Consider the following 21,391-nt stretch of genomic DNA (forward strand, 5'->3'; position numbering starts at 1 on the left):
ATTACTCCTCCTATTCTGTAATGTTTATAGCTTCGACTATACTAATTTTATTTACCTTCCTTGATGGAATATATGTAGCTAGAATACCTACAATTATGTTTGCTAAAACAACTAGGATATATATTTTGTAATCTATTGAAAATCCCAATCCATATGATACAAATCCCTGCAGGTAATACATTTTAAATTGTATTATAAGACCAGCCACAATGGTAATTATACTTGAGAGTGCTCCATATAATATTCCCTCATAGAGTATCATATTTTTAAATCCTTTCTAAGAGATACCAATAGCTCTTAACATTCCAAATTCGTTAGTTCTTGAGGTTAAGTTATAACTTATGTTATTTATTATATTAAATACACTAATTATGAACATCACTGCTACTATACCATAATTATAAATCATGGACCTAGATGTCATCTTATCAGAGTTTTCTTTTTCTACCATCATATCTACCGTTGTAGTTCCAGGAACTTCACTTCCAATTTTACCCAAAAGTTTATTTATTTTTTTCTTGTTTGCATTTTTATTAAGGTCTATATAAACTAAGTTATACTTATCTACATCAGTTAATTTTTTTAGATATTCGCTACTCGTTATTACATCTACACCCTCATCTCCAGAGTACATACCATTATCTGCAAAAGGATAACTTACAATAGCTCCAACTTTAAAGTCATATTCTAGATATTCATAATTATCTTTTTGACTTTCATAAAGTCCTGTATCTATTCCAACTTTTGGATATTTGACCTTTATAGTATCGCCTACTTTTATATCTACAGCTGGTGTGCCTGCGCCAGGAGTAAAAGTCTTTGAATATTTCTGTGTTTTAGAAATTTCTGGTACATATACTATAGACAAGTTTTCTTTTTTCATTTTTTTCAAATTTATACTTCCACTTACCAAGTATTTTTCTAATGATTTTATCATCTCATCATCATAACCTCTTAACTTTTGTTTTAGTGTATATTTTCCGGTAGTCTTATTTTTTGTGAATAGAGGAAATTTCTTATAATAAGGAGCTGAATTTATAGCTTCGTAGTAATCTAATCTATTTATTGTATCTACCTCTATTCTCGTGTTCAATATGCTAGCAGTTTTGATTTTGTCAATTCCATCTATATTTTTTATTTTGTCTATCTGATTATCATTAAAACCCTTTATATCCTTGAAAGAAGTGCTGTTGCCAGTTTCATTTAGAAAAACATTTGATAGAATAAAATCTGCATTCATATATGTTTGCTCTTGACTACTTTTGTTTTGGACATCTAAAAAAGAAGATTTATAATTGTCTTTTATGATGATTATACCTCCTATGCTCATAGATAATATAATTACAATGAAGCCCTTTTTATTTCTAAAGATGTTTTTCGCAGATATAGATTTTGTTACTGATATATTTAAAGTTAATTTGGATATTAAAGAATTAACTTTGGTTACATTTTTATCAGTTCCAAAAGTTTTTCTGATAGCATCAATAGGGGAAATTCTTCTTATTTTTAAGTATGTAAAGAAACTTATAATCAGTATTGTTAGTATTGTACATGCAATTGATAAGAGGATTATTTTATCTGGAATAACAAAAGGTGTAACATTTATATTTCCTTCAAATTTAATATTTCCTGCAGACCTATTAAATATTTGTGCTCCCCCCATACCTGTACATATACCTATAGGCATTGCTATCAAAGCAAGTATGAAAAGTTCATAAAACATAAGTTTGAAAATCCTAAAATTAGTGGCTCCAATTGCTCTTAAGACACCATATTCCTGTACTCTTTGGTATATTGATATAACATAGATACTATATATTACAATACCAGCAAATAGACTCATCGCAATTGCAACGAATTTACTTGAATCATCTAAAATACCATTTTCCATAGTAGAGTCTATAAGCATTGAGTTTTTTCCTATACTATTCTCATCCAACATAGCATTTTTTGCTATATTGTATATGTTTGTATTTATATCACTGCCCTCATTAAATTCAACATAAGCTGTAAACTTATCCAATTTTGATTGATTGAGATTCAAAAAAATTTCACATTTTCCCTTGCTTTTTTCTATATATCTATCTTCAAGTATTCCTACGACTTTAAAAGTCTCTGGATTTTCTTTTTGATATAATTTAAAAGTAAGGTCTTGATTTATCTCTGGTTTTAAACCCATACTATTTAAGACCCATTTCTCTACTACCACCTCATTGCTAGCTTTTGGAAAGCTACCTTTTATAAGTTTAGAATGGCTAGTCAAGTAATTTTTATTTGCATATTCTATGTTTATAGGTAATTTTTCATTAACATCTGTGGATGCATAGTAAGATGTTATACCCAAATTTTTAATATCTTTACTAGATTTTATGGATTCTAATTGATTTATCTTTATATCTTTAAAGTATGCATGGTCAGTTCCAAGTTCTCTTCTCAATCTATCTACATCTGCTTGCTGAGAACTTCTTGAGAGGGTACCAATACCGACAATGAGTGATGTGGCAAGAATTATACTCACAGCAATTGCTAAAGACCTAGCTTTATAACTTTTTATATACCTTAGTACTATTTTCAAATTATCTTTCATGTTTACCACCTTCCTTTCTTAACTAAATCAATTATATATTTATCTAAAATATATAGCAAAGTAAGTATTTTCAAATTTTAATCAGTTAATTGTACAAATTTATATGTGTTTTTACAAGTTTAGTTAATCTATATGTAAATTTTGACTTTTTACATAATTTTTTTAAAATGATATAATTTTCATATAAATTGTAGATGGGAGGGAAATTATGGAGAATAACTTTATATTTCCTATAGTAATACTAACCTTATTTATATTTAGTAACCTTATAATGAATAAGTATAGGTTTTACAAAGAATTAGACATATTAAAAAGAGGACTACTAACATTTTTTTTATCATGTTTTGTATGGATTTTATTCATGGAGAGTATTCAATATATACAATTAAGTTTAGGATATAATTCTTTACTTGAAGGAGTATTAAACATTATATTTTTTCTAATTTTAATTATTTTAAGTTGTTATATAGGTTTTAAATTTATAAGATTGATAAATAATAACAATGAACAAGAATCCAAGTTACAAAAGCTAGATAGTAAAATAAATCATAAGGATAATATAATCGTCAAATTAAGAAGTCAAAAACATGACTATTTGAAACATTTGCAAGTAGTGTATTCTCTATTAAATACTGGGTTAGATGAAGATGCTAAAGGATATATAATGAATATATCAAATAACTTTAAATCAAAAAACTCAAGGTATGGGAAAGTATCTTATTTAGATGCTATAGCTTCATTAAAATATGAGGAATGCCTTGAAAAGAATATATCTTTTGATGTCTATATTCAAGATTTTATGGATAATTTAGAGATTGAACCTAACGACATGAGTTCAGTACTATTAAATATAATAGACAATGCAATAGAGTCTTTGTCTGCTATAAAAAAGGAAAAGAAGTATATAAGATTGCATGCATATGAAGATGAATTTCAGTATATTGTAGCCATAAAAAATAATGGTCCTAAAATACATAATGTTGAAAGTATATTTTTGGATGGGTTTAGCACTAAAGAAGGACAAGATAGAGGTTTTGGGTTATATCTAGTTAAAAATATATTAGATAAGTATGATTATAGTATACTTGTAAATAGTGATGATTTTTTAACTGAATTTGTAATCTTAATACCAAAATATTATTAGTTAGGAGGAGAGAAGTCTATGATAAAAGTTTTGATTTGTGATGATGATAAAATTGTAAGAGATGATATAGCAAATATAGTTAAAGAATCTGGATATGTAGATTATGTTAAGAAAGTCAAGGATGGCATAGAAGCAATTGAATTTATAAAAAATGAGAAAATAGATTTATTGATTATTGACATTGATATGCCATATAAAAATGGGATTGATTCTGCCAAAGAAATTCTTTCTATAGATAAAGATATACATATAGTATTTGTAACAGGTTTTGCTGATTACAGTCTTGAGAGTTTTAAAGTACATCCTATAGATTTTATAGTTAAGCCATTTAAAAAAGAAAAAATACTTGATTCAATTAACATAGCAATAGACCATATTAACTCTCATAAAATTGCTAAAAATAATTTTATAGAAGACACTCTTTTTGTATATAAAATAAGGAAACAGATACATATGATTAACTTTGATGATATAGTTATGTTTGAGAAAAATTCAAGGGCTATCAATCTATATACTAAAGATGAAGATACAATAAAATTTTACGAGAACTTTGATGACTTGCAAAAACGCCTACCTCCTAATTTCTTTATGACTCATAGACAATACATAGTAAATTTAAGGCTTATACATAAGATTATACCTATAAATAAATCTTCCTTGGAGATAAGGTTTATAAATTTTCAAGAAAATGCCATATTAAATAAATCTCTAGAAAAAGATTTTCTATATAGATTTTATAGGGTTAAAAGATTCTAGTGAAAAGAGAGGAACAAATTCTGTTATACAATAAGTATTATAAAGATGATATATAAGAAAAGTTTATATAAAAATTATTTATAATTATGAGTTAATTTATATAAGTTATAGTGTAAAATATATTGGACTTTCTTTAAAAAATTAGAAAGTCCAATATATTTTAGAGATAGTTTTATATTTATAAATTGCTTAAGATACTAGGGTCTTTAATCTTATTATCTTCAGCAAGTAATAATATCTTAGACATAATCTCAGCAGTCTTAGGGTCTTCATCAGCAAATGGAAGGAATATCTTACCTCTACTTTGAGAATGTACAGGAAGTATATTTAAAGCACCCATTCCTTTTTTATGTACAATACCAGAACCCATATGTACAGAATAATCACCTAAATTACCTGCTATAAGAGCATGAGAGCCTTCAAAATTGACATTCTTAATCTTTAATAGCAATAGTAGTTCTTTAGCAATAGCTATACGCATCTCTACAGTAGAGTGGCTTGTCTCAGGGTCAACACCACCAGCATGAGCAACACTTACAACAAGGTCTATATCACGCATAACTTCAGAGAAAAGAATTGGCGGTATAGAAGCTAGTTCTAAGCTTTTATAAGTCTTTCTATTAAAGAATTCTACTGTTTCAATAGTTGGAGGTTCAATGTCTGCTGGTGAAAACCAATCTGCAAGTGCAAACATCTTTGCTACTATATTTTCTTTGTAGAATACTTTTTGTAAACCTTCCTCATAGTCAACAGTCCAAAGTTGATTTCTAAGAAGTGCTACAGTTTTCTTTGGCTGGATTTGATGGCCAGCATATCTACGAGATATAGTTTTTTCAGATAATTCGTCAGCATTTATTCTATAATATTCACGGAACACTTGCTTAAATGGTTGAACAATTTGCTTATCAAATAAGTCATGTTGGAATTCACTCCATTTACCAGATTCAAACAGATGAACTGGATGTGCAAGTTTTAATTTATTTTTTGCAGTTAATCTATAAGGTTCACCAGTTGTATCACAAATAAAGAACTTAGACTTATCATTATATATATATCCGATAGTATCATCACATAGCCAAACTAGATTTTTAACTAAAGGACAAATAACTGGGTTTTTATAAATATTGGAGATTTCCTTAACTGTAAATACTGTTTCATTTTTCATAGCTTGCTCTAAACTTTGTTTTGCACGAGAATACTGACTTTTTAAATCTCTTTGTACTGATTTAAGTTCAAGTACATATGGATGTTTTGCAAGAGTTTTTGGTACACTTTTTAAAGTCTTATCACCTTTTTGGACTTTTATAGATGTTTTTCCTTTTTCATCAACATCTATCCAAAGTGAAGTTCCATCAATATTCTTTGGTTTAAATATATGAGCAACCTCATTTAGTTTTTCCGTTTCAAGAGCCCACATCATACGATTGATATCTTCAAAACCAGCACTTCTAGCTAAGTTTTCCATTGCTATAGCACAAGCCTTTGATTCACTTTCACGACGTTGTGCACCAAATTGTTTACTTTCTTTAGCAAACTTTTGAATAAATTCATAACGGAAAGTTGCTTCTTTAAGGTCTCCTTTTTTCATAGGAAGTAAAGAGAAACTTCTCAATTTATCTTGATTTCTATTTGTTTCAATTTCTTTCATCAGCATATCTTTATCAAGTTTTCCAAGTGTAGCATCAGCATAAAGTTGTGCACGTCTGTGAGAGTTTCCACCACTAGTTATGTATTTAGCTGATTTGTAAAGGAGATTGAATCTTTCTTCTCCAATAGTTTTATATGAATCTAAAAACCAATCCACATCAAATGCTCCATCCATGAAACTCTGTGGTGATATAGGAGAGAATAGAGCAACTTCTGATTCTTTTTGAGCAGAGAAGCCTTCATTTATATGTGCATGGAAATACCAAATTGTACTCTTTAAACCTTTCCAGTTTAAATATTTTTCAATTATATTTACCCATTGAGGAGCATACATAGCAGCTTCTATTAATCTTAATTCAGTAATATCAGTAGTTTTAAGTAATTTTTTTAATTCTTTAGAATTATCTTCTTTAGTAGGATAACAATTTTTAAGTAGAGAACTCAAAACATCTTTTTTTGAATAATTACTACCATATGAATATCCTCTTTGGAAAGTTTCTTTACCAAGAGCAACTAAGATATTTACGAAATAATTCATACCCTCAAAATGTTGTATATTATCAGCTAGATGAGAAACTTCTGTTGGCATATCACCCCTACGTGATTCGATTTCTATAATTCTATTTGTAACTGTTTTTATATTGTTTTCAAGCCATGGATGTTTTTCTAATGTATCACCACCCCATCTAGGATTTGTCAAAATTCGTATTATATTTGTTGCATTGTATCCAGTTACAATTTCTCGATTGATTTGTTCCTCAGTCATTAATCCCAATTCATATGCACGAGCAAATATATCTATATTAGTATAAAATGGGAATTTATATTCTAAAAGTTGATAATTTGCAAATGTAGTATAGAAGAACTTAGTAAAAGAAATATCATCATAAATAAATGAATGTGCCTTTCCAAGCCAATAGTTTAAAATTGGTGCATCTAAAGCAGGGCAGTATTCATTTTGTCTATAGTAGTTTTTAGTAAACTCAACTCTTTGCTTTTTACATTGTTCAGTAGTTAATAGGTTTCTAAGTTTGTAGTATGTATCTAAACAGTATTCAAACATTTCTTTCTGGTCAAATTCATTTAGTAATACTGCAAGTATTTTTCTTGTAAGAACATCAAATTTTAATTTATCTAATTTTGTATATAATTTTTTTTGTTTTTTTTCATCAAGGACATTTGAGTATATAGATGAAAACCAACTTTTTTCTATTTCATGATAAGAGCATGAGCGTATGCTATAAAATAAAATATCAAGGATTATTTTATAATCTAAATTAAGTTTCTTACTAGTTTCTCTCCAAAGTTCAGCTAATGGATAATTATCAATAGTATCCTTATTATTTCCAGTTATATGTTTAATAGGAGTTAGATTATATGTAGAGTAACCTAAAAGTATTTTATCCATATTACCTGACCATCTCTCAACCTCATACTCATAATCTGCATTTTCAATAATAAGTTCATCAAATTTTTCATATACTTTTAATATTTTATTTATATCTACATCGAGAATCTTCTTAGCTTCTTTTTTAGTTGATATAGAAACAGAATCCTCATTAGAAGATAAGCTTAAATTGGAAATAATCTTATTAAGTTTTGATGGAGTAGAGGAATCGTATTTAAAATCAAATTGTTCAGGAATTTGAAGCTTATTTTCAGGATTGTATATCCCAAATCCATTTTCTTTACAATAATCATTTTTTGCTTTACCTAATAAATTATCAATTAATATCTGAACTTGAGATGTATTCTTTTTAGACTTATCAACACTTTCCACTAATGAAATAAGTTTATTGTATAGTTCTTGTCTATCAGTATTGTCTTTTAATAAGTTTACAATTTCAAGTCCTCCAAGACATTTTTGCGAATTTGAAGATTTTATTAGAGAAGAAGCAATATTTTCTAGTTTTGAATCATCTTGTTCAAGTAAAATCTTTATTACTGTTTGTCTGATAGAGCTTGTTTTTAAAGTAAGTAAGTTGTTTATTCTGTCTAACTCTACATCTGATAAGTCAAGTTCTTTAAGTAGACTTAATACAATTTCTCTATTAGAAACACTCTTATCGCTCAAACATTCTAATAAGAAACTACGTTGTTTATCTGTTTTTGGCTCATTTATAAAATTAGCTATAAATGAAGCTCTTAAATCAGAACTCATAAGAAGATAGTTGTCCATTAGAACATCCATAAATTGAGTATTCATATCATATGCTGTTAATGTCATCATGCATCTAAGGATACTGTAAGAAGAAATTTCGACCCAAGACCATGGAAATACACTGCCAGAAAATTCCTTAGTTTTTGAATTTAAAAGTTCTAAAGTATGTTTTAGATTTTCAAATTGTTCCTTTCTAGCATCAAAGTCTTTATTAATAGGAGAATTTGATAAGTCAAAATCAACTTTTTGGTTTTGCCAATTATAGTAGTAACCAACAGAACTTTCTACATAGAAATTTCTAACTACCCATGCAAGTATCTCTAAATCGTCGCCTTTAATATTTTTAGATGCAACAGAGTGTTTAAAATATGTACTTTCTGTATTTGATAAGAAGTAAAGAGCTACAAGTTTTTTGTACTTTTCATCATATGAAAGCAATTTTTCAATAAGAGTGTATGAATCATAGATATTGTAAGTTGCAGCTGCCCATAAACTAAAATAAATTTCAAGGTTATCCTTACTGTTAATTGACTCTATACAAAACTCTTTATCAGTCAATGATTTATATGAAAGTTCTAAGCACTTACGAATTATTCCAGGTTTTTGGTCTGAAAAACCAAGCCCTGTCCATGTATCTAAAGCTCTTATAACAGAACTAAATCTTTCTAAATTGTTATCTAGGATAGTTTTTAACATATAGACAGATGCAGGAATTGTACCTTCGTCTAGGCTTTCTACAATTTGTTGTCTAAGACCTTCTTGTTGCTTAGCAGCCAAAAGAAGTTTAGAAAGCATTTCATAGCATTTTTCACTATGACTTTTCATAATACCAATTATCATTTGTCTAGTAAGTAGGGCAGTTTGATTTTCTCCAAAAATTACTTCTTCTAAAGCATTGATTACATCATCATTTCCATTATCTATTTCTAATGCGATTTTATCACTCATTATATAATCATATTGAAGAACTTTATCTGGAAGTGTAAGATAATCTAATACAGAAAAATCGTAATATATCAAACTCACATAATGTGAAATAAGCCTAATTATACTTCTAAAATAATCTTTAAGTTTATTTGAGCGATACCCTTTACGATAGTATCCTCCTGAATATGTATAATTCATTTTTCTTTTAATTAATTGACAAAGTTCTTCTACTTGCTCAGAAGTAAACATTAATTCTAAAGCATTTTTTAAAGGGCCAGAAAGTAATGTGTCTACACTTTCAATTTCATAGTAATAACAATTATAGTATTTTTTTATCATATCTAAGAATTTATTTTCATCTTTTACATCATAATAGTATGATTCGTCTTTTACACAATCCCAAAGAGCTTCAGTTAAATCGTAATATGGTTTTGAAGAAGATTTAGTAAGATTGTTTTTAAAATCTTCAATTATTTTAGGATTTTTTTCTAATCTAGTACGTTCTGACATTTATGTACCTCCAATTTATTTATTTTAAAACATCCTTCCAGCAAGTAGAGTGAGTCTTATAAAAGTGAATATATCACTATCTTTTAAATTTATAGGAGAATTGAGTTCTTCAATAACATCTTCGTTTATAAGAACTTTATAGATTCCATCTTCAAATGCTTGTAGTGCAACTTCTATAGCTTTTTCTATAGATTGTTTGTTTTCATTGTAGATAGAGCCGAATCCAACTTTTCCAATAGTAGCTTGAGACTCAATATCTTCACTAGTTAAAAAGCTTATTATTGATTTTTCTGGGGTCTTTTCATTATATTCAAGAACATTTTTAGATACAATTTCAGAGATAGCCTCTTTTAGGCAATTGATGTTGTCAGATAAATCAAAGGGGGTAAGTTCTAGCATAGGTCTACGTTTGCCAACAGCTTTAACTCTAAAATAAATTTGCATAAAATCACCTCGCAAAATATTAAGTATTAAGAAACTTAAAAAATTTATCTATTTGTTATATTATATCATTTTGTGAAATATTAGTGTGTATTATGGAATTATTTTACAAAAAATAGAAAAAAAGCTATCTTAAAGTCTAAAAAAGAGATAAAAGATAACTTTTAATTATGAAAGCATATAATAATAACTTGTAGTTATTAAAATTTAATTTAGATGTTTAGTTTTAATAACTATCTTTTTTTATTTATAAATTTTACTCCTAAGTATTTTTTGATATCTTCTTCAGGAGAAAAATCGTCAATAAGGATTTCTTTGCCAGTATCTTCAAATACTACTAGAACTTCACAGTCACCTTGTAAGAAAAATTTTCTGACAGTATCCTCTTTAACTTCTCTAACTTTTATTACATTCTTTTTTTCTTTTTCAAAGTCTTTTGTATAGTAACTTCCCATCATATTAATGATTTTTGTATATCTATTCATAAAATGCCTCCTCATGCGATTAAATTTAAAAAATATGTTATAATAATTGTTTGTATTAACTTAATAATTATAACAAGGAGTAATAATAATGACTAGTATAAAAAATAAAGATATTTTAAATTGTATAGATTATTCCACTAAAAATAAGCTCTTTAATAAATTAAATGATGTATATGAATCTTTACCAACTGGAAATTGTTCTGGTTGTGGTAATTGTTGTATGGAATCGGTAGGTATAAATTTAATTGAGTTTTTGAATATATTTTGTTATCTTGAAGATAGAGCGGATTTAAGAAGAAGATGTATAATTAAAATAGTAGACTATTATTTTGAAGAGTATTCTAAAAAAAATTCATGTCCATTCAAAGATGATAATAATAGGTGTTTAATATATGAAGTCAGACCACTAAATTGTAGATTATTTGGACATTGGAAAAAAGAGGACTATAACAAAAATCTAGATAATGTGACTAAGAAAAATAATGCTTATAAAGACTTGATGAAGAGACAACATGGATTTGAAATAAATGATGAAGTGGTAAATTATAGAATAGATTATTGTGAAAGCTTTATTCCAAGTAAAGATTATTTGAGTAAATCTGAGAGATTAAGCTTTTTTGATGAACTTATGATACTAGATTCAAAACTATATTCTAATAGCATTATAGATATAGATTTTAAGGATAGAGGCATAGTTGAATATCTTATAGAATCGCTATTTTACAGAGATTTAGCATATAATGTAAAAATAAGGATATCTAAAGAACCTAAAATAAAAAAAAGAACTATTAATAGAATAAAAAGACTTATTCTACTAGAGTCTTATATTAAATAAATAATAACTTGTAGTATAAATATTGTCAAAATGAGGTGAAGATGGTGAATCTAACAAAAGTAAAAGGAAATACTTTTTTTATAAAAGGTGGTACAAATACAGGAATATATGTGTTTGAGGATAATACAGCACTTATGATAGACCCAGGATTATGTGGTTCGAGGCCAAGAAGAGTAACCAAAGTATTAGATGAAAATAAAATACAAGTTAGATATATTATAAACACTCATGGTCATGATGACCACTATGGGGCATGTAATCAATTTAAAGAATACTATAAAGATGTGTGCGTAATGTCATCAAAATACGATAAGTTATATATAGAAAACCCAGAATTATTTTCAAAGTATATTGTTGGGGGGAAAAGCAATATATTTATGGATAGTATTTTAAAAAGTAAAATGTTAGATGATATAGAAATAGATAAAACTATAGATGCAGGTAGGCTGGAACTAAATAATGAAATGTTTGATATAATTGAATTTCAGGGACATACACCTGGAAGTATAGCTGTTTTAACTAAAGATAAGGTGATTTTTGTGGGAGACCTTTTGATAGGAGATGAAATTCTATCAAAATTCGATTTCTTATTTTTATATGATATACAAGAGCAAATGAACTCGTTAGAAAAGTTAAAAGGTATAGATTTTGAGTATTTGGTTTTGGGACATGGAAAACAAGTGATATCAAAAGAAGATGCTTATAAATTAATAGAAAAGCATTTGAATGCTTTAGAGAAATATTTATACCAAATAAGACAATTACTTGAAAAACCAAAATCTTTAGAAATTTTACTAAAAAATATTATAAATAACAATAATTTAAGCAATAATTATAAAGAGTATCATTTTTTTAAATCTTCATTGATATCTGTTATAAGTTACCTAATTGATTTAGACGAAATAGGGTATATCTTAGAAGATGGAGAATTGCTTTACTATACAAAAACAAAATAAATTATGATAAAATAAAGAAGGTCATAAAAAACAAATAAAGGGTGAGCAATATGGAATACGAAAAATGGAATGAGATACTAGCACCTTATGAACATGCAGTAGAAGAATTGAAAATAAAATTTAAAAATATAAGAAAAGAATATTTAGCAAAAGGCGAGTATTCTCCCATAGAATTTGTCACAGGAAGGACAAAAAAAATATCTTCCATAATATCTAAGTTAAAAAGGCTAAATGCGAAAGATATAGAAACTGAAATTGATGATATTGCTGGTATAAGAATAATGTGCCAGTTTGTTGAAGATATATATTATATAGTTGATTTGATAAAAGTAAGAAATGATATGACTATAATAGGAGAAAAAGATTATATTACCAACTACAAAGATAGTGGTTATAGAAGCTATCATGTTATAATAAAATATCCTATAAACTCAATTGCGGGCTCAAAAGAAATTATATGTGAAATACAAATAAGAACTCTTGCAATGAATTTCTGGGCTACAATAGAACATTCATTAAAATATAAATATGACCATTACATACCTGAGACTCTAGCAGAAAGACTTAGAAGAGCATCTGATGCTGCGTTTCTCTTAGACCAAGAAATGAGTGAAATAAGAGAGGATATAATGAAAGCTCAGGCTATGTATCAAATGAAGTCTATAGCAATTAGAGACACTCTAAATAGAATACAAGAGTTATATGACTTAGGTGATACACATAAAGCTATGCAGTATCAAAGAAAGTTGGATAGAACTGAAACAGACAAAAACATAACCGAAATTTTAGAATTAAAACAAGAAATAGATATGTTATTAGAGCAATATAAGGATAACAAGGTAGATGATAGAGTGGTTCAATAAAGCTACTTATAGAGAAAATTTACTAAATATTAATGGGGCTGCCTCTTAATGGAAAATAATTTCTAAGAAGAGACAGCCTATTTAGTTTAATCAAGGAAGGAATGATGTTATGAGTTTATATGCAATAGGTGATTTACATTTTTCAACATCAGTAAATAAGCCAATGAATATCTTTGGCAGTAATTGGGATGGTCATGAAAAAAAGATTATAGATAATTGGAAAGAGGTTGTTACAGAAGAAGATGTAGTATTAGTATTAGGAGATACATCTTGGGGAATTAATTTATCAGAAGCTAAAAAAGACTTAGATATAATAAATGAACTTCCAGGTAAAAAAATACTTATAAAGGGAAATCATGACTATTGGTGGACAACAGTTACAAGTTTGAATAAGCTATATGAAAATATGCGTTTTATTCAAACAAATTTCTATGAATATAGAGAGTATGCAATTTGTGGAGGTAGAGGTTGGATATGTCCCAATGATGTTAAATTTGATGAGACTGATGAAAAAGTTTATAGAAGAGAAGAAAATAGATTAAGGCTGTCATTAGAGTCTGCCCGTAAAAAAGGTTATTCCAAAATAATAGTAATCACTCATTATCCTCCTACAAATGATAGATTAGAGGAGTCTTTATTTACAAAATTATTTGAAGAATATAATGTTGAAAAGGTGATTTATGGTCACTTGCATGGTAAAGAGTCTTTTAAAATGGGTCTAAAAGGAATTAGAAATGGAGTTGAATATATATTAGCATCTTGTGATTATACAGAATTTAATTTAATAAAAGTTCACGATTAAAAAACATAAATTGGTAAATACTATAAGATACATGATTAAAAATAAATATTTGAGGGATTTCGGTTTTGAGAAAGGAGACACGATTTATGAGGTGGATATTAGTTTTTATATTTTTATATCTTATTCCTTTGATAGTGATATTCAGAAATTACAAGAATTTTAAGAGGTCTTGTATCTACAGTAGTATTTATGTAGTATTAGCTACAACAATAATGATAAGTAACATCTATATGAGTGGACTTAATAAGATAAAAGAATCTATGTATTATCATAATTATATTTCTGATGAGACATATGATGAGAAATATGTATCAAATTTTAATGAAAAAGAAGAAGAAGATTTAAAACAAGATAAAAAAAATAGCAAAGAATCAAACAACAAAAAAGTAGATAATAAGCAAGAGAAAAATACACAAAGTACAGAAAATAATAAAGAAGAAAATCAAAAAGATGTAACAAAGAATAATGATTTAGAAAGAAATACTTCAACAAATAGTGAATCAGAAAAACAAGTAAATACTGGAGAAAACAAAGATACTTATACAAGTAAAGAAAATGATAGTGAAGATATAAAAAAAATAGACCTAGAAAGTATAGGAATTTTCAAGAAAGAAATTTATAATATAGAAAGAGTAGCTTTAGTACCAATGAGAGAATGTATACCTTATACTAAGGATATTGCAAAAAATATAACTAAATTATCTAGTATAAAAAAAGATGTTACAAATGCTAGAAATAAGTGTAAAGAAGTTATAGAAGAATATGATAATATGCAAATCCCAGAACTTTCTAAGGATGAATATACAAAGGTATTAAGTAGTGCTAGAGATGATGTAAAAAAGGCGTATGAACTTAGACAAAAGTCCATGGATAGTGCCTTAAAATTAATAAATACTAAAAGTCCTAAATATATAGGCAAGATAACTGAGTATCTTGATTTATCAGATAAGCAGATAGAAAGTTTTAAAAATAGATTGAATGATTTAAATGAAGAAATAGATGGGTCAAATACTATTGATTAAGAGTTAAAGAGATAAGTTAAAAGGGAGATTAGCATGAATAAGCAGAGTATAGGAAAACTAAATATGTTTTTTATGGGAATTACTCAGAGAAATCTTGAAAATGAAGATTTTTTTATTGAATTAGAAGTAGTTTTTAAATCAGGAAGAAAAGAATTTAAAGGAATTGCAATAGAAGAAGAAGGTAAGTACAAATTTAATTTTAAAGGCAAGTCAGAGTTACATACATTTAGTGAATTGTTAAAAAATATATCTAAAGAAGCGGAAAATTATGATGGGCTAGTGTTTAGATATATTGAAAGAGGTACTATTGTCGTAATAGAAGGAGACAATAAAAAAGTAAATGTAAAGTATCTAGATAATAAAGAAGAAGTACCGAAAATAGATGAATTTACAGCATCTCAAATAAAAAACAGAGAGTACTATGTAAAAGTAGGACAAGCAAATGCACTTTTAAAAGAAATTGGAGTACTTACAAAAGATGGTAAAATAAAAAATGATAAAATAAGAAAGTATAATCAAATAGACCACTTTGTGGAGCTTATAGACAATATTTTAAAAGAAATAAAAGACAAAGACTGTATAACAATATTAGATTGTGCTTGTGGTAAATCATATCTAAGTTTTGTACTAAATTTCTATATAAAAGAAGTATTAAAGAAAAACTGTTATTTTATAGGAATAGATTATTCAGATGTAGTTATAGAAGCGTCAAAGAAGATGGCTAAAAACTTAGGCTATAAAAATATGTCATTTATAAAAGAGGATTTAACTAATTATACACCTAATAGAGATGTTGACCTTGTAATAAGCTTACATGCTTGTGATACAGCAACAGATATGGCTATAGGATTAGGAATTAGAGCAAAATCAGAAGCTATAGTAGTAGTACCATGCTGTCATAAGGAGTTATTAGGACAATATAAATATGAAGCTATGGAACCAATATTAAAACATGGAGTATTTAAAGCTAGATTTGCAGACTTAATAACTGATGGTTTAAGAACGTTATTGCTAGAAGGAAATGGATACGATACTTCTGTGGTAGAATACATATCCCCATTAGATACACCAAAAAATTTAATGATAAGAGCAATAAAAACTAAAACAAATAATGAAAAAGCATTAAATGAATATAGAGAACTAAAAACACAATTTGGAGTAGAACCAACTTTAGAAAAACTTATATATTAGTTGAAAATGTAAAATTTACAAAAAGCTTGCTTAAATATGCAAGCTTTTTGGTATTATATAGGTATAGTCATATATATGATTTTGATTTATAATTAAAGCTGTGCTATAATATTTGATTAATAAAATCAATAAATGTTACATGGAGGTAAAAATGAACAAATTAAATATATGTATTGATATAGATGGAACAATAACTAGCCCTTATCATTTTCTTCCATACCTAAATGATATCTTCAATAAAAATATTACAGAGTCAGAGTGTATAACTCACAATTGGGAAGAATTATATGGTTCAGGAATAAGGGATGTATATGCAGAATTTAATGATAAGTATGTACATTCATATGATGAAGCAGAAATTGTAGAAGGAGCTATTGAAGTAATAGAGGAATTATCTAAGGGGCATAATTTATCTTTTGTAACAGCTAGACATGAGTGTTTAACTGATGTAACTAAAAACTGGTTAATTAGACAAGGAATTTTAGATATAGATGTTTACTTATTAGGAAGTGATTATAAAGTTGAAAAGGCAAGAGAACTGAGTTGTGATATATTTATAGAAGATAACCCTTTAAACTCAGTCCAATTGGCTGATGCAGGTGTTAAAGTAATACTTTTAGATACTAACTATAATAAAGATATTGAACATCAAAACATAATTAGAGTTAATAACTGGATAGATATTAAAAAGATTATAGAAGAAAGTAATTAAAAGACTTATAATTTGAAAGGGGGAGCATATGATAGATTTAAAACTAGAAAACAGAAAAGGAAAAATTCATGTAAAGAGTAGTGAGATAAAAGACATTTTAGAATTACGTCCAGACTTTGAATATGTACAAGATATATCAAATACTATAAATCAGGAGAATATATTGGTGTTTGATTGTCAATTGACAGGAAATTCTTTTGATATGGATGATTTAGATATAGAAGAAATATTAGAAGAATTGGGTGATGAAATAGATGAGTCTTATTTCAATGTCTTATTTGAAGATGTAAGAGCATATTTAAAAGATGCTACTGATGAAATAGAAGCAGATTTGCAAGAAAATTACCTATTTGATAATTTGAGATGCTATTTTGATATATATAATATAAATCAAGAATTCACTGATTTTAAGTTTGTATTTTTAGTTTCTTTTAAGGATATAAAAATATCTTCATTAGCTAATCTAGCTAAGATTGTTTCCAAAAGACAACTGATAGGAGCATCTAAGTTTTATAGTTAAAATACAATTTTATGATAGCAAAAGCTAGTAGTCTTGTAAAAACATAGACTTCTAGCTTTTTTATTTGCTTATTTTTAAAGAAAACTTTAGAATAGTATTTACATTCTTAAAAAAGTATTATATATTAAACATAATGTACAGTATATTGTCTAGAATGTTTTAAAATAAGTTACTGTCTTTAGATAAAATAATTAAATATGCTTATGATTGTATAAGTATAGTCGAGGTGAATTTATGCAGAATTTAAATGAAATAATTGCTGAAAACTTAAAAAAAATAAGGAAAGAAAAACATCTTAGCTTAGATAAAATTTCTCAACTTAGTGGAGTAAGTAAGAGTATGTTGTCTCAAATTGAAAAATGTGAAGTGAATCCAACTATATCTACTATCAAGAAAATAACGAATGGATTAAAAATATCATTTACATCATTGATGGAAAGACAAGAAAGTGAGATAGAATTGGTTGATAAAAAGGATGTAGACCATTTTATTGAAGATGATGGAAAATATGTAAGTTATCCGATATTTCCATTTGATTCCAAGAGAAGATTTGAAATATTTATGATTGAGATAGAAGAGGGAGGAACGTTGGATTCAAATGCGGAACTTCCAGGAACTCAAGAGTTTATTACAGTTTTTAGTGGTGAAATAACTATTAAAATAAATGGAGAGGATTATATCGTATCTAGTGGTAATTCTATAAGATTTAAAGCTGATGTATCACATGTATATAGAAACTCAGGGAGAGGTGTAGCTAAAATAAGTATGGTAGTATATTATGTATAATAATTGAATGGAGTATATAGTAATATTTAGATGATTTTAAGTAGGAGAGTATATAATATTTAAATAATAGGAGTGTGATTTATAGATGAATAACAAAAAAGCAATTTTCTTCTTTTGTAATAATTTAGATAAAGACCCAGTGGCTAAAAATGTAATTAACTGTTGTGAGGAAGTAATGGATTTAAAGCAGACTGATATTATTGTTGATGATAACTTTGTATTAGAATTTATAGATAAAAACAATAACCTATTCCAGTTTGTAAAAACGGAAAATGTAATAAGTCATGATTATAAATATTATCTGCCAATTTTAAATAAGTATTTCAAAGATTTTGATTTTGCAGGAGTTGTGAATTGGCATGAAGGAGAGCATGCTCCAGAAAATATTCTAACCGCTCATACTATTGGAGATGTACCAACAGGCGAGTTTGGAAATTCAAATCCAAAATATTTTAGAAACTTAATTAATGCAATTGAAGATATAAAAAATGAAAACTCCCTTGATGAATTCACTACATTAACAGAAGCAACTCACTGGTCTGGAACTACATATGGTGAAGTAGCTAAATTAATTACAGAATATTCTGTACCTATGTTAGATATTGAGATAGGAAGTAATAGTAATAGTTTTAATAATAAGACAGCAATACAAGTATTATCGAAGTCTCTAATTAGAGTATTTGATAGTGATGAGCCTATAAAAACTTTACTGTGTGTAGGAGGAGTTCACTTTGAAAATTCTTTTTCAGACATTATAAAAAATGGAGAATACAATATATCAATTGGGCATGTATTACCAAATCAATGGATTGTAAGTGGAATGTATGATAATGAAGATGGATTTGAAAAATTAGAAAAGTGTGTAGACAGTATTGATGGTGGAATTGATGGTATAGTTTTTCATGATAAATTAAAGGGGACTTATAAAGAACAATGTCGTAAGTTAGGGGAAAAGCTTAAGGTACCTGTATTTAAACATAAGATATTGAAAAACCCAAAAGATTTGCCTATATGGTAGATTTGATTTATAATAATGAGATTTAGTAAGTATATTCAGTAATTCAGATTAATTTTTAAGTGAGGTCAAAAATGATAATATCTTATTTTGCACTATTAATTAGAGTAGTGCTGTTAGCCTTTGAAAGAGTAGTTGTAAGATTATTAGGTGATGAGGAAGGCGATATTTATAAAAATATAGCTTCATCATTTTTATTTTTCTTTATAGGTGGAGTATGTTTACTACCATTTAGTATAATGAGTAAGGTTGGAGATTGGTCTTTTTTAATACCATGCTATATAAGTAGCTTAGTTTATTCGATTGGGTCAGTAGCATATGTAACATCTCTAGCAACTGGTGAAGTTTCACTTGTAACTCCAATAAACAGTTTAAACTCACTATTTCTATTGCTTTTATCAGTTGTATTTTTAGGCGAAAGTTTTAGTTTAGCAAAAGTTGCAGGAATTATAATTATGATAGGTGGAGTATTTATATTAAAAAATGTAAGTTCTTTATTAAAAAATGCATCTGCCATTCTAAATAATCTACCATGTAGATTGATGTTTTTGTACATATTTTTTCAATCAGTAGGAAGGGTATTAGATAAGGCATTTTATGTTCAAGTATCTCCTATACTATATTCAACGATACTTTACTTTTTTGTTGGATTAAATCTATTTGTCTTTTTAGCATTTAAAAAGAAACAAAGAGTAATCTATGAAATATTTAGTAATAAGAAGGGACTTTCAATTTTAAGTGGTGCTATTAATGGATATTCTTATCTAGCATTATTAATTGCTTTAAATAATTTAGAACTCAGTATAGCAGAACCATTTTCTCAAGTTTCTATGATAATAACCTTAATACTTGCTCACTTTATATTTAAAGAAAATATCAAGGAGAAAATACCAGGTTCAATTCTTATATTAATTGGTGGATGGTTGTTATTGCTTTAATTGATAAATCAGAGAGATGATGGAAGTCTATAAAGGGCTAGATAAACAAAAATGTGATGGGGTAAAACATGTTGTAGCTGGTGCAGAGAATTTGCACCAGCTCAGACTTTAGACAAACTATATATTAATATTTTCTGACTTTTCATTGTGCTTATTATTCAATGCTTCAGACTATAATTTCCATACCATCATAGGCAAAGGAAATATTATCAAGTTTTTTCTCTAATTCACTACTTTATATTTTTTCTCTTTTTTATGTATTTTCTTAAAAAGTTTTCTGGTCTTGTTAGACATAGTCATATTTCTTCTGACTTACATGTGGGTTATAGCAAAGAATGATTCTGTTATCAAGAAAGGTATTAAAAGTAATAAAACATTAACTAAATAGATAATGTTTTATTACGTTATTTTAAAGACCCACCTATAGTTAACTATTTTCATATGTCAACCTTGTATTAAGGTTTTAAATACTAATTTATAATTGTTAGTTTTTATGTCTAACTCTAAGTGGTATATCAAGTTCTTTTGCTAATTGTTTAGATTCTTCTATTTCCTCTGGAGATATTTCATCTACTACTGAAAAGGCAACTTCTTTTATATATTCTTTGCAATCTTTTGCAAAATCTAACATGTAGTCAAATGATTTTTCTCCAAACTTTGGTTGAGTAACTCTATTATAAGCTTCTTTATTTGGAGCATTAAGACTTATTGATACTGTATCTATCACATCTTTTAACATAATAGCAGTTTTTTTATTGTGTATTAAATCGCTTAGACCGTTTGTATTTATTCTTGTTTTGATATTACTTTTCCCTTTTACAAATTTAGCAACTTCTATTAATTCATTTATCCTCATTAGTGGTTCACCGTATCCACAAAATACAATTTCATCATATTCATCTAAATTATATTTGTCAAAGGCTTCTTTTACTTCATTAATACTTGGTTCGTGTTCTAACCATAAGCTACCACTATTTGCTACTTCATCTTTTTCATTTCTTATGCAAAACACACAGCTACATGGACATGTATTAGTTATATTTACATAGATACTATTTTCAATTGTATATAAGATATTCATAATTTTCCCTCC

17 protein-coding genes and 1 pseudogene are annotated in these 21,391 nt (G+C 27.2%); 13 read left to right on the top strand and 5 right to left on the bottom strand.

The features are described 5' to 3' along the window. Positions 1-10: 10 nt before the first annotated feature. A pseudogene (locus IC213_RS15090) lies at positions 11-2,587 on the bottom strand (ABC transporter permease). Between the two features lie 208 nt (positions 2,588-2,795). Between IC213_RS15090 and IC213_RS15095 the strand changes: the two are divergent. After that, positions 2,796-3,731, top strand: coding sequence for a sensor histidine kinase (locus IC213_RS15095; protein WP_227825093.1), 936 nt, complete (start codon positions 2,796-2,798; stop codon positions 3,729-3,731). A gap of 18 nt (positions 3,732-3,749) precedes the next feature. Next, positions 3,750-4,487: a LytR/AlgR family response regulator transcription factor gene (locus IC213_RS15100; RefSeq protein WP_227825094.1), complete on the top strand. Its 738-nt coding sequence runs from the start codon at positions 3,750-3,752 to the stop codon at positions 4,485-4,487. 178 nt (positions 4,488-4,665) lie between these two features. Here IC213_RS15100 and IC213_RS15105 read toward each other — a convergent pair whose 3' ends face one another. The 3 genes from IC213_RS15105 to IC213_RS15115 form a co-directional block, all read right to left on the bottom strand. Continuing rightward, entirely contained in the window at positions 4,666-9,732 is a 5,067-nt protein-coding gene (locus IC213_RS15105; protein ID WP_227863224.1) for a DUF4132 domain-containing protein, read from the bottom strand. Positions 9,733-9,756: 24 nt separating this feature from the next. Then, positions 9,757-10,176 carry a hypothetical protein gene (locus IC213_RS15110; protein ID WP_227435491.1) on the bottom strand — a complete coding sequence of 140 codons (420 nt, stop codon included), beginning with the start codon at positions 10,174-10,176 and terminating at the stop codon, positions 9,757-9,759. 230 nt (positions 10,177-10,406) lie between these two features. After that, positions 10,407-10,658 (bottom strand): hypothetical protein, encoded by a 252-nt coding sequence (locus IC213_RS15115; protein ID WP_227435489.1) that lies wholly within the window; start codon positions 10,656-10,658, stop codon positions 10,407-10,409. 88 nt (positions 10,659-10,746) lie between these two features. Between IC213_RS15115 and IC213_RS15120 the strand changes: the two genes are divergently transcribed. The 11 genes from IC213_RS15120 (at position 10,747) to IC213_RS15170 (ending at position 20,298) form a co-directional block, all read left to right on the top strand. After that, a complete protein-coding gene (locus tag IC213_RS15120) occupies positions 10,747-11,493 on the top strand; it encodes a YkgJ family cysteine cluster protein (protein ID WP_227435487.1) in 747 nt (248 codons plus the stop codon). A 44-nt stretch (positions 11,494-11,537) separates the two neighbouring features. Beyond that, the gene (locus IC213_RS15125; RefSeq protein ID WP_413926965.1) at positions 11,538-12,449 is read left to right on the top strand and encodes an MBL fold metallo-hydrolase; all 912 of its coding nucleotides are present in this window, start codon (positions 11,538-11,540) and stop codon (positions 12,447-12,449) included. 50 nt (positions 12,450-12,499) lie between these two features. Continuing rightward, complete coding sequence (locus tag IC213_RS15130; protein WP_227435483.1) at positions 12,500-13,312, top strand: GTP pyrophosphokinase family protein; 813 nt, start codon at positions 12,500-12,502, stop codon at positions 13,310-13,312. A 109-nt stretch (positions 13,313-13,421) separates the two neighbouring features. Continuing rightward, a complete protein-coding gene (locus IC213_RS15135) occupies positions 13,422-14,114 on the top strand; it encodes a metallophosphoesterase (RefSeq protein WP_227435481.1) in 693 nt (230 codons plus the stop codon). Positions 14,115-14,200: 86 nt separating this feature from the next. Next, the gene (locus IC213_RS15140; RefSeq protein ID WP_227483385.1) at positions 14,201-15,136 is read left to right on the top strand and encodes an MSCRAMM family adhesin SdrC; all 936 of its coding nucleotides are present in this window, start codon (positions 14,201-14,203) and stop codon (positions 15,134-15,136) included. Positions 15,137-15,169: 33 nt separating this feature from the next. Further along, the gene (locus IC213_RS15145; protein WP_227435477.1) at positions 15,170-16,327 is read left to right on the top strand and encodes a class I SAM-dependent methyltransferase; all 1,158 of its coding nucleotides are present in this window, start codon (positions 15,170-15,172) and stop codon (positions 16,325-16,327) included. A gap of 151 nt (positions 16,328-16,478) precedes the next feature. Further along, positions 16,479-17,039 carry a 5' nucleotidase, NT5C type gene (locus tag IC213_RS15150; RefSeq protein ID WP_227435474.1) on the top strand — a complete coding sequence of 187 codons (561 nt, stop codon included), beginning with the start codon at positions 16,479-16,481 and terminating at the stop codon, positions 17,037-17,039. A 28-nt stretch (positions 17,040-17,067) separates the two neighbouring features. Further along, positions 17,068-17,559 carry a hypothetical protein gene (locus IC213_RS15155; RefSeq protein ID WP_227863225.1) on the top strand — a complete coding sequence of 164 codons (492 nt, stop codon included), beginning with the start codon at positions 17,068-17,070 and terminating at the stop codon, positions 17,557-17,559. Between the two features lie 234 nt (positions 17,560-17,793). Next, entirely contained in the window at positions 17,794-18,345 is a 552-nt protein-coding gene (locus tag IC213_RS15160) for a helix-turn-helix domain-containing protein (protein WP_227435472.1), read from the top strand. Between the two features lie 85 nt (positions 18,346-18,430). Next, positions 18,431-19,363, top strand: coding sequence for a D-aminoacyl-tRNA deacylase (locus IC213_RS15165; RefSeq protein WP_227863226.1), 933 nt, complete (start codon positions 18,431-18,433; stop codon positions 19,361-19,363). A gap of 71 nt (positions 19,364-19,434) precedes the next feature. Next, a complete protein-coding gene (locus tag IC213_RS15170; protein WP_227435468.1) occupies positions 19,435-20,298 on the top strand; it encodes an EamA family transporter in 864 nt (287 codons plus the stop codon). A 484-nt stretch (positions 20,299-20,782) separates the two neighbouring features. On the opposite strand, the gene IC213_RS15175 is transcribed toward IC213_RS15170, so the two are convergent. Next, positions 20,783-21,379 carry a TIGR04100 family radical SAM protein gene (locus IC213_RS15175; protein ID WP_227863228.1) on the bottom strand — a complete coding sequence of 199 codons (597 nt, stop codon included), beginning with the start codon at positions 21,377-21,379 and terminating at the stop codon, positions 20,783-20,785. Positions 21,380-21,391: the final 12 nt, after the last annotated feature.

Source organism: Clostridioides sp. ES-S-0049-02 (assembly GCF_020658465.1).
Lineage (GTDB): Bacteria > Bacillota > Clostridia > Peptostreptococcales > Peptostreptococcaceae > Clostridioides.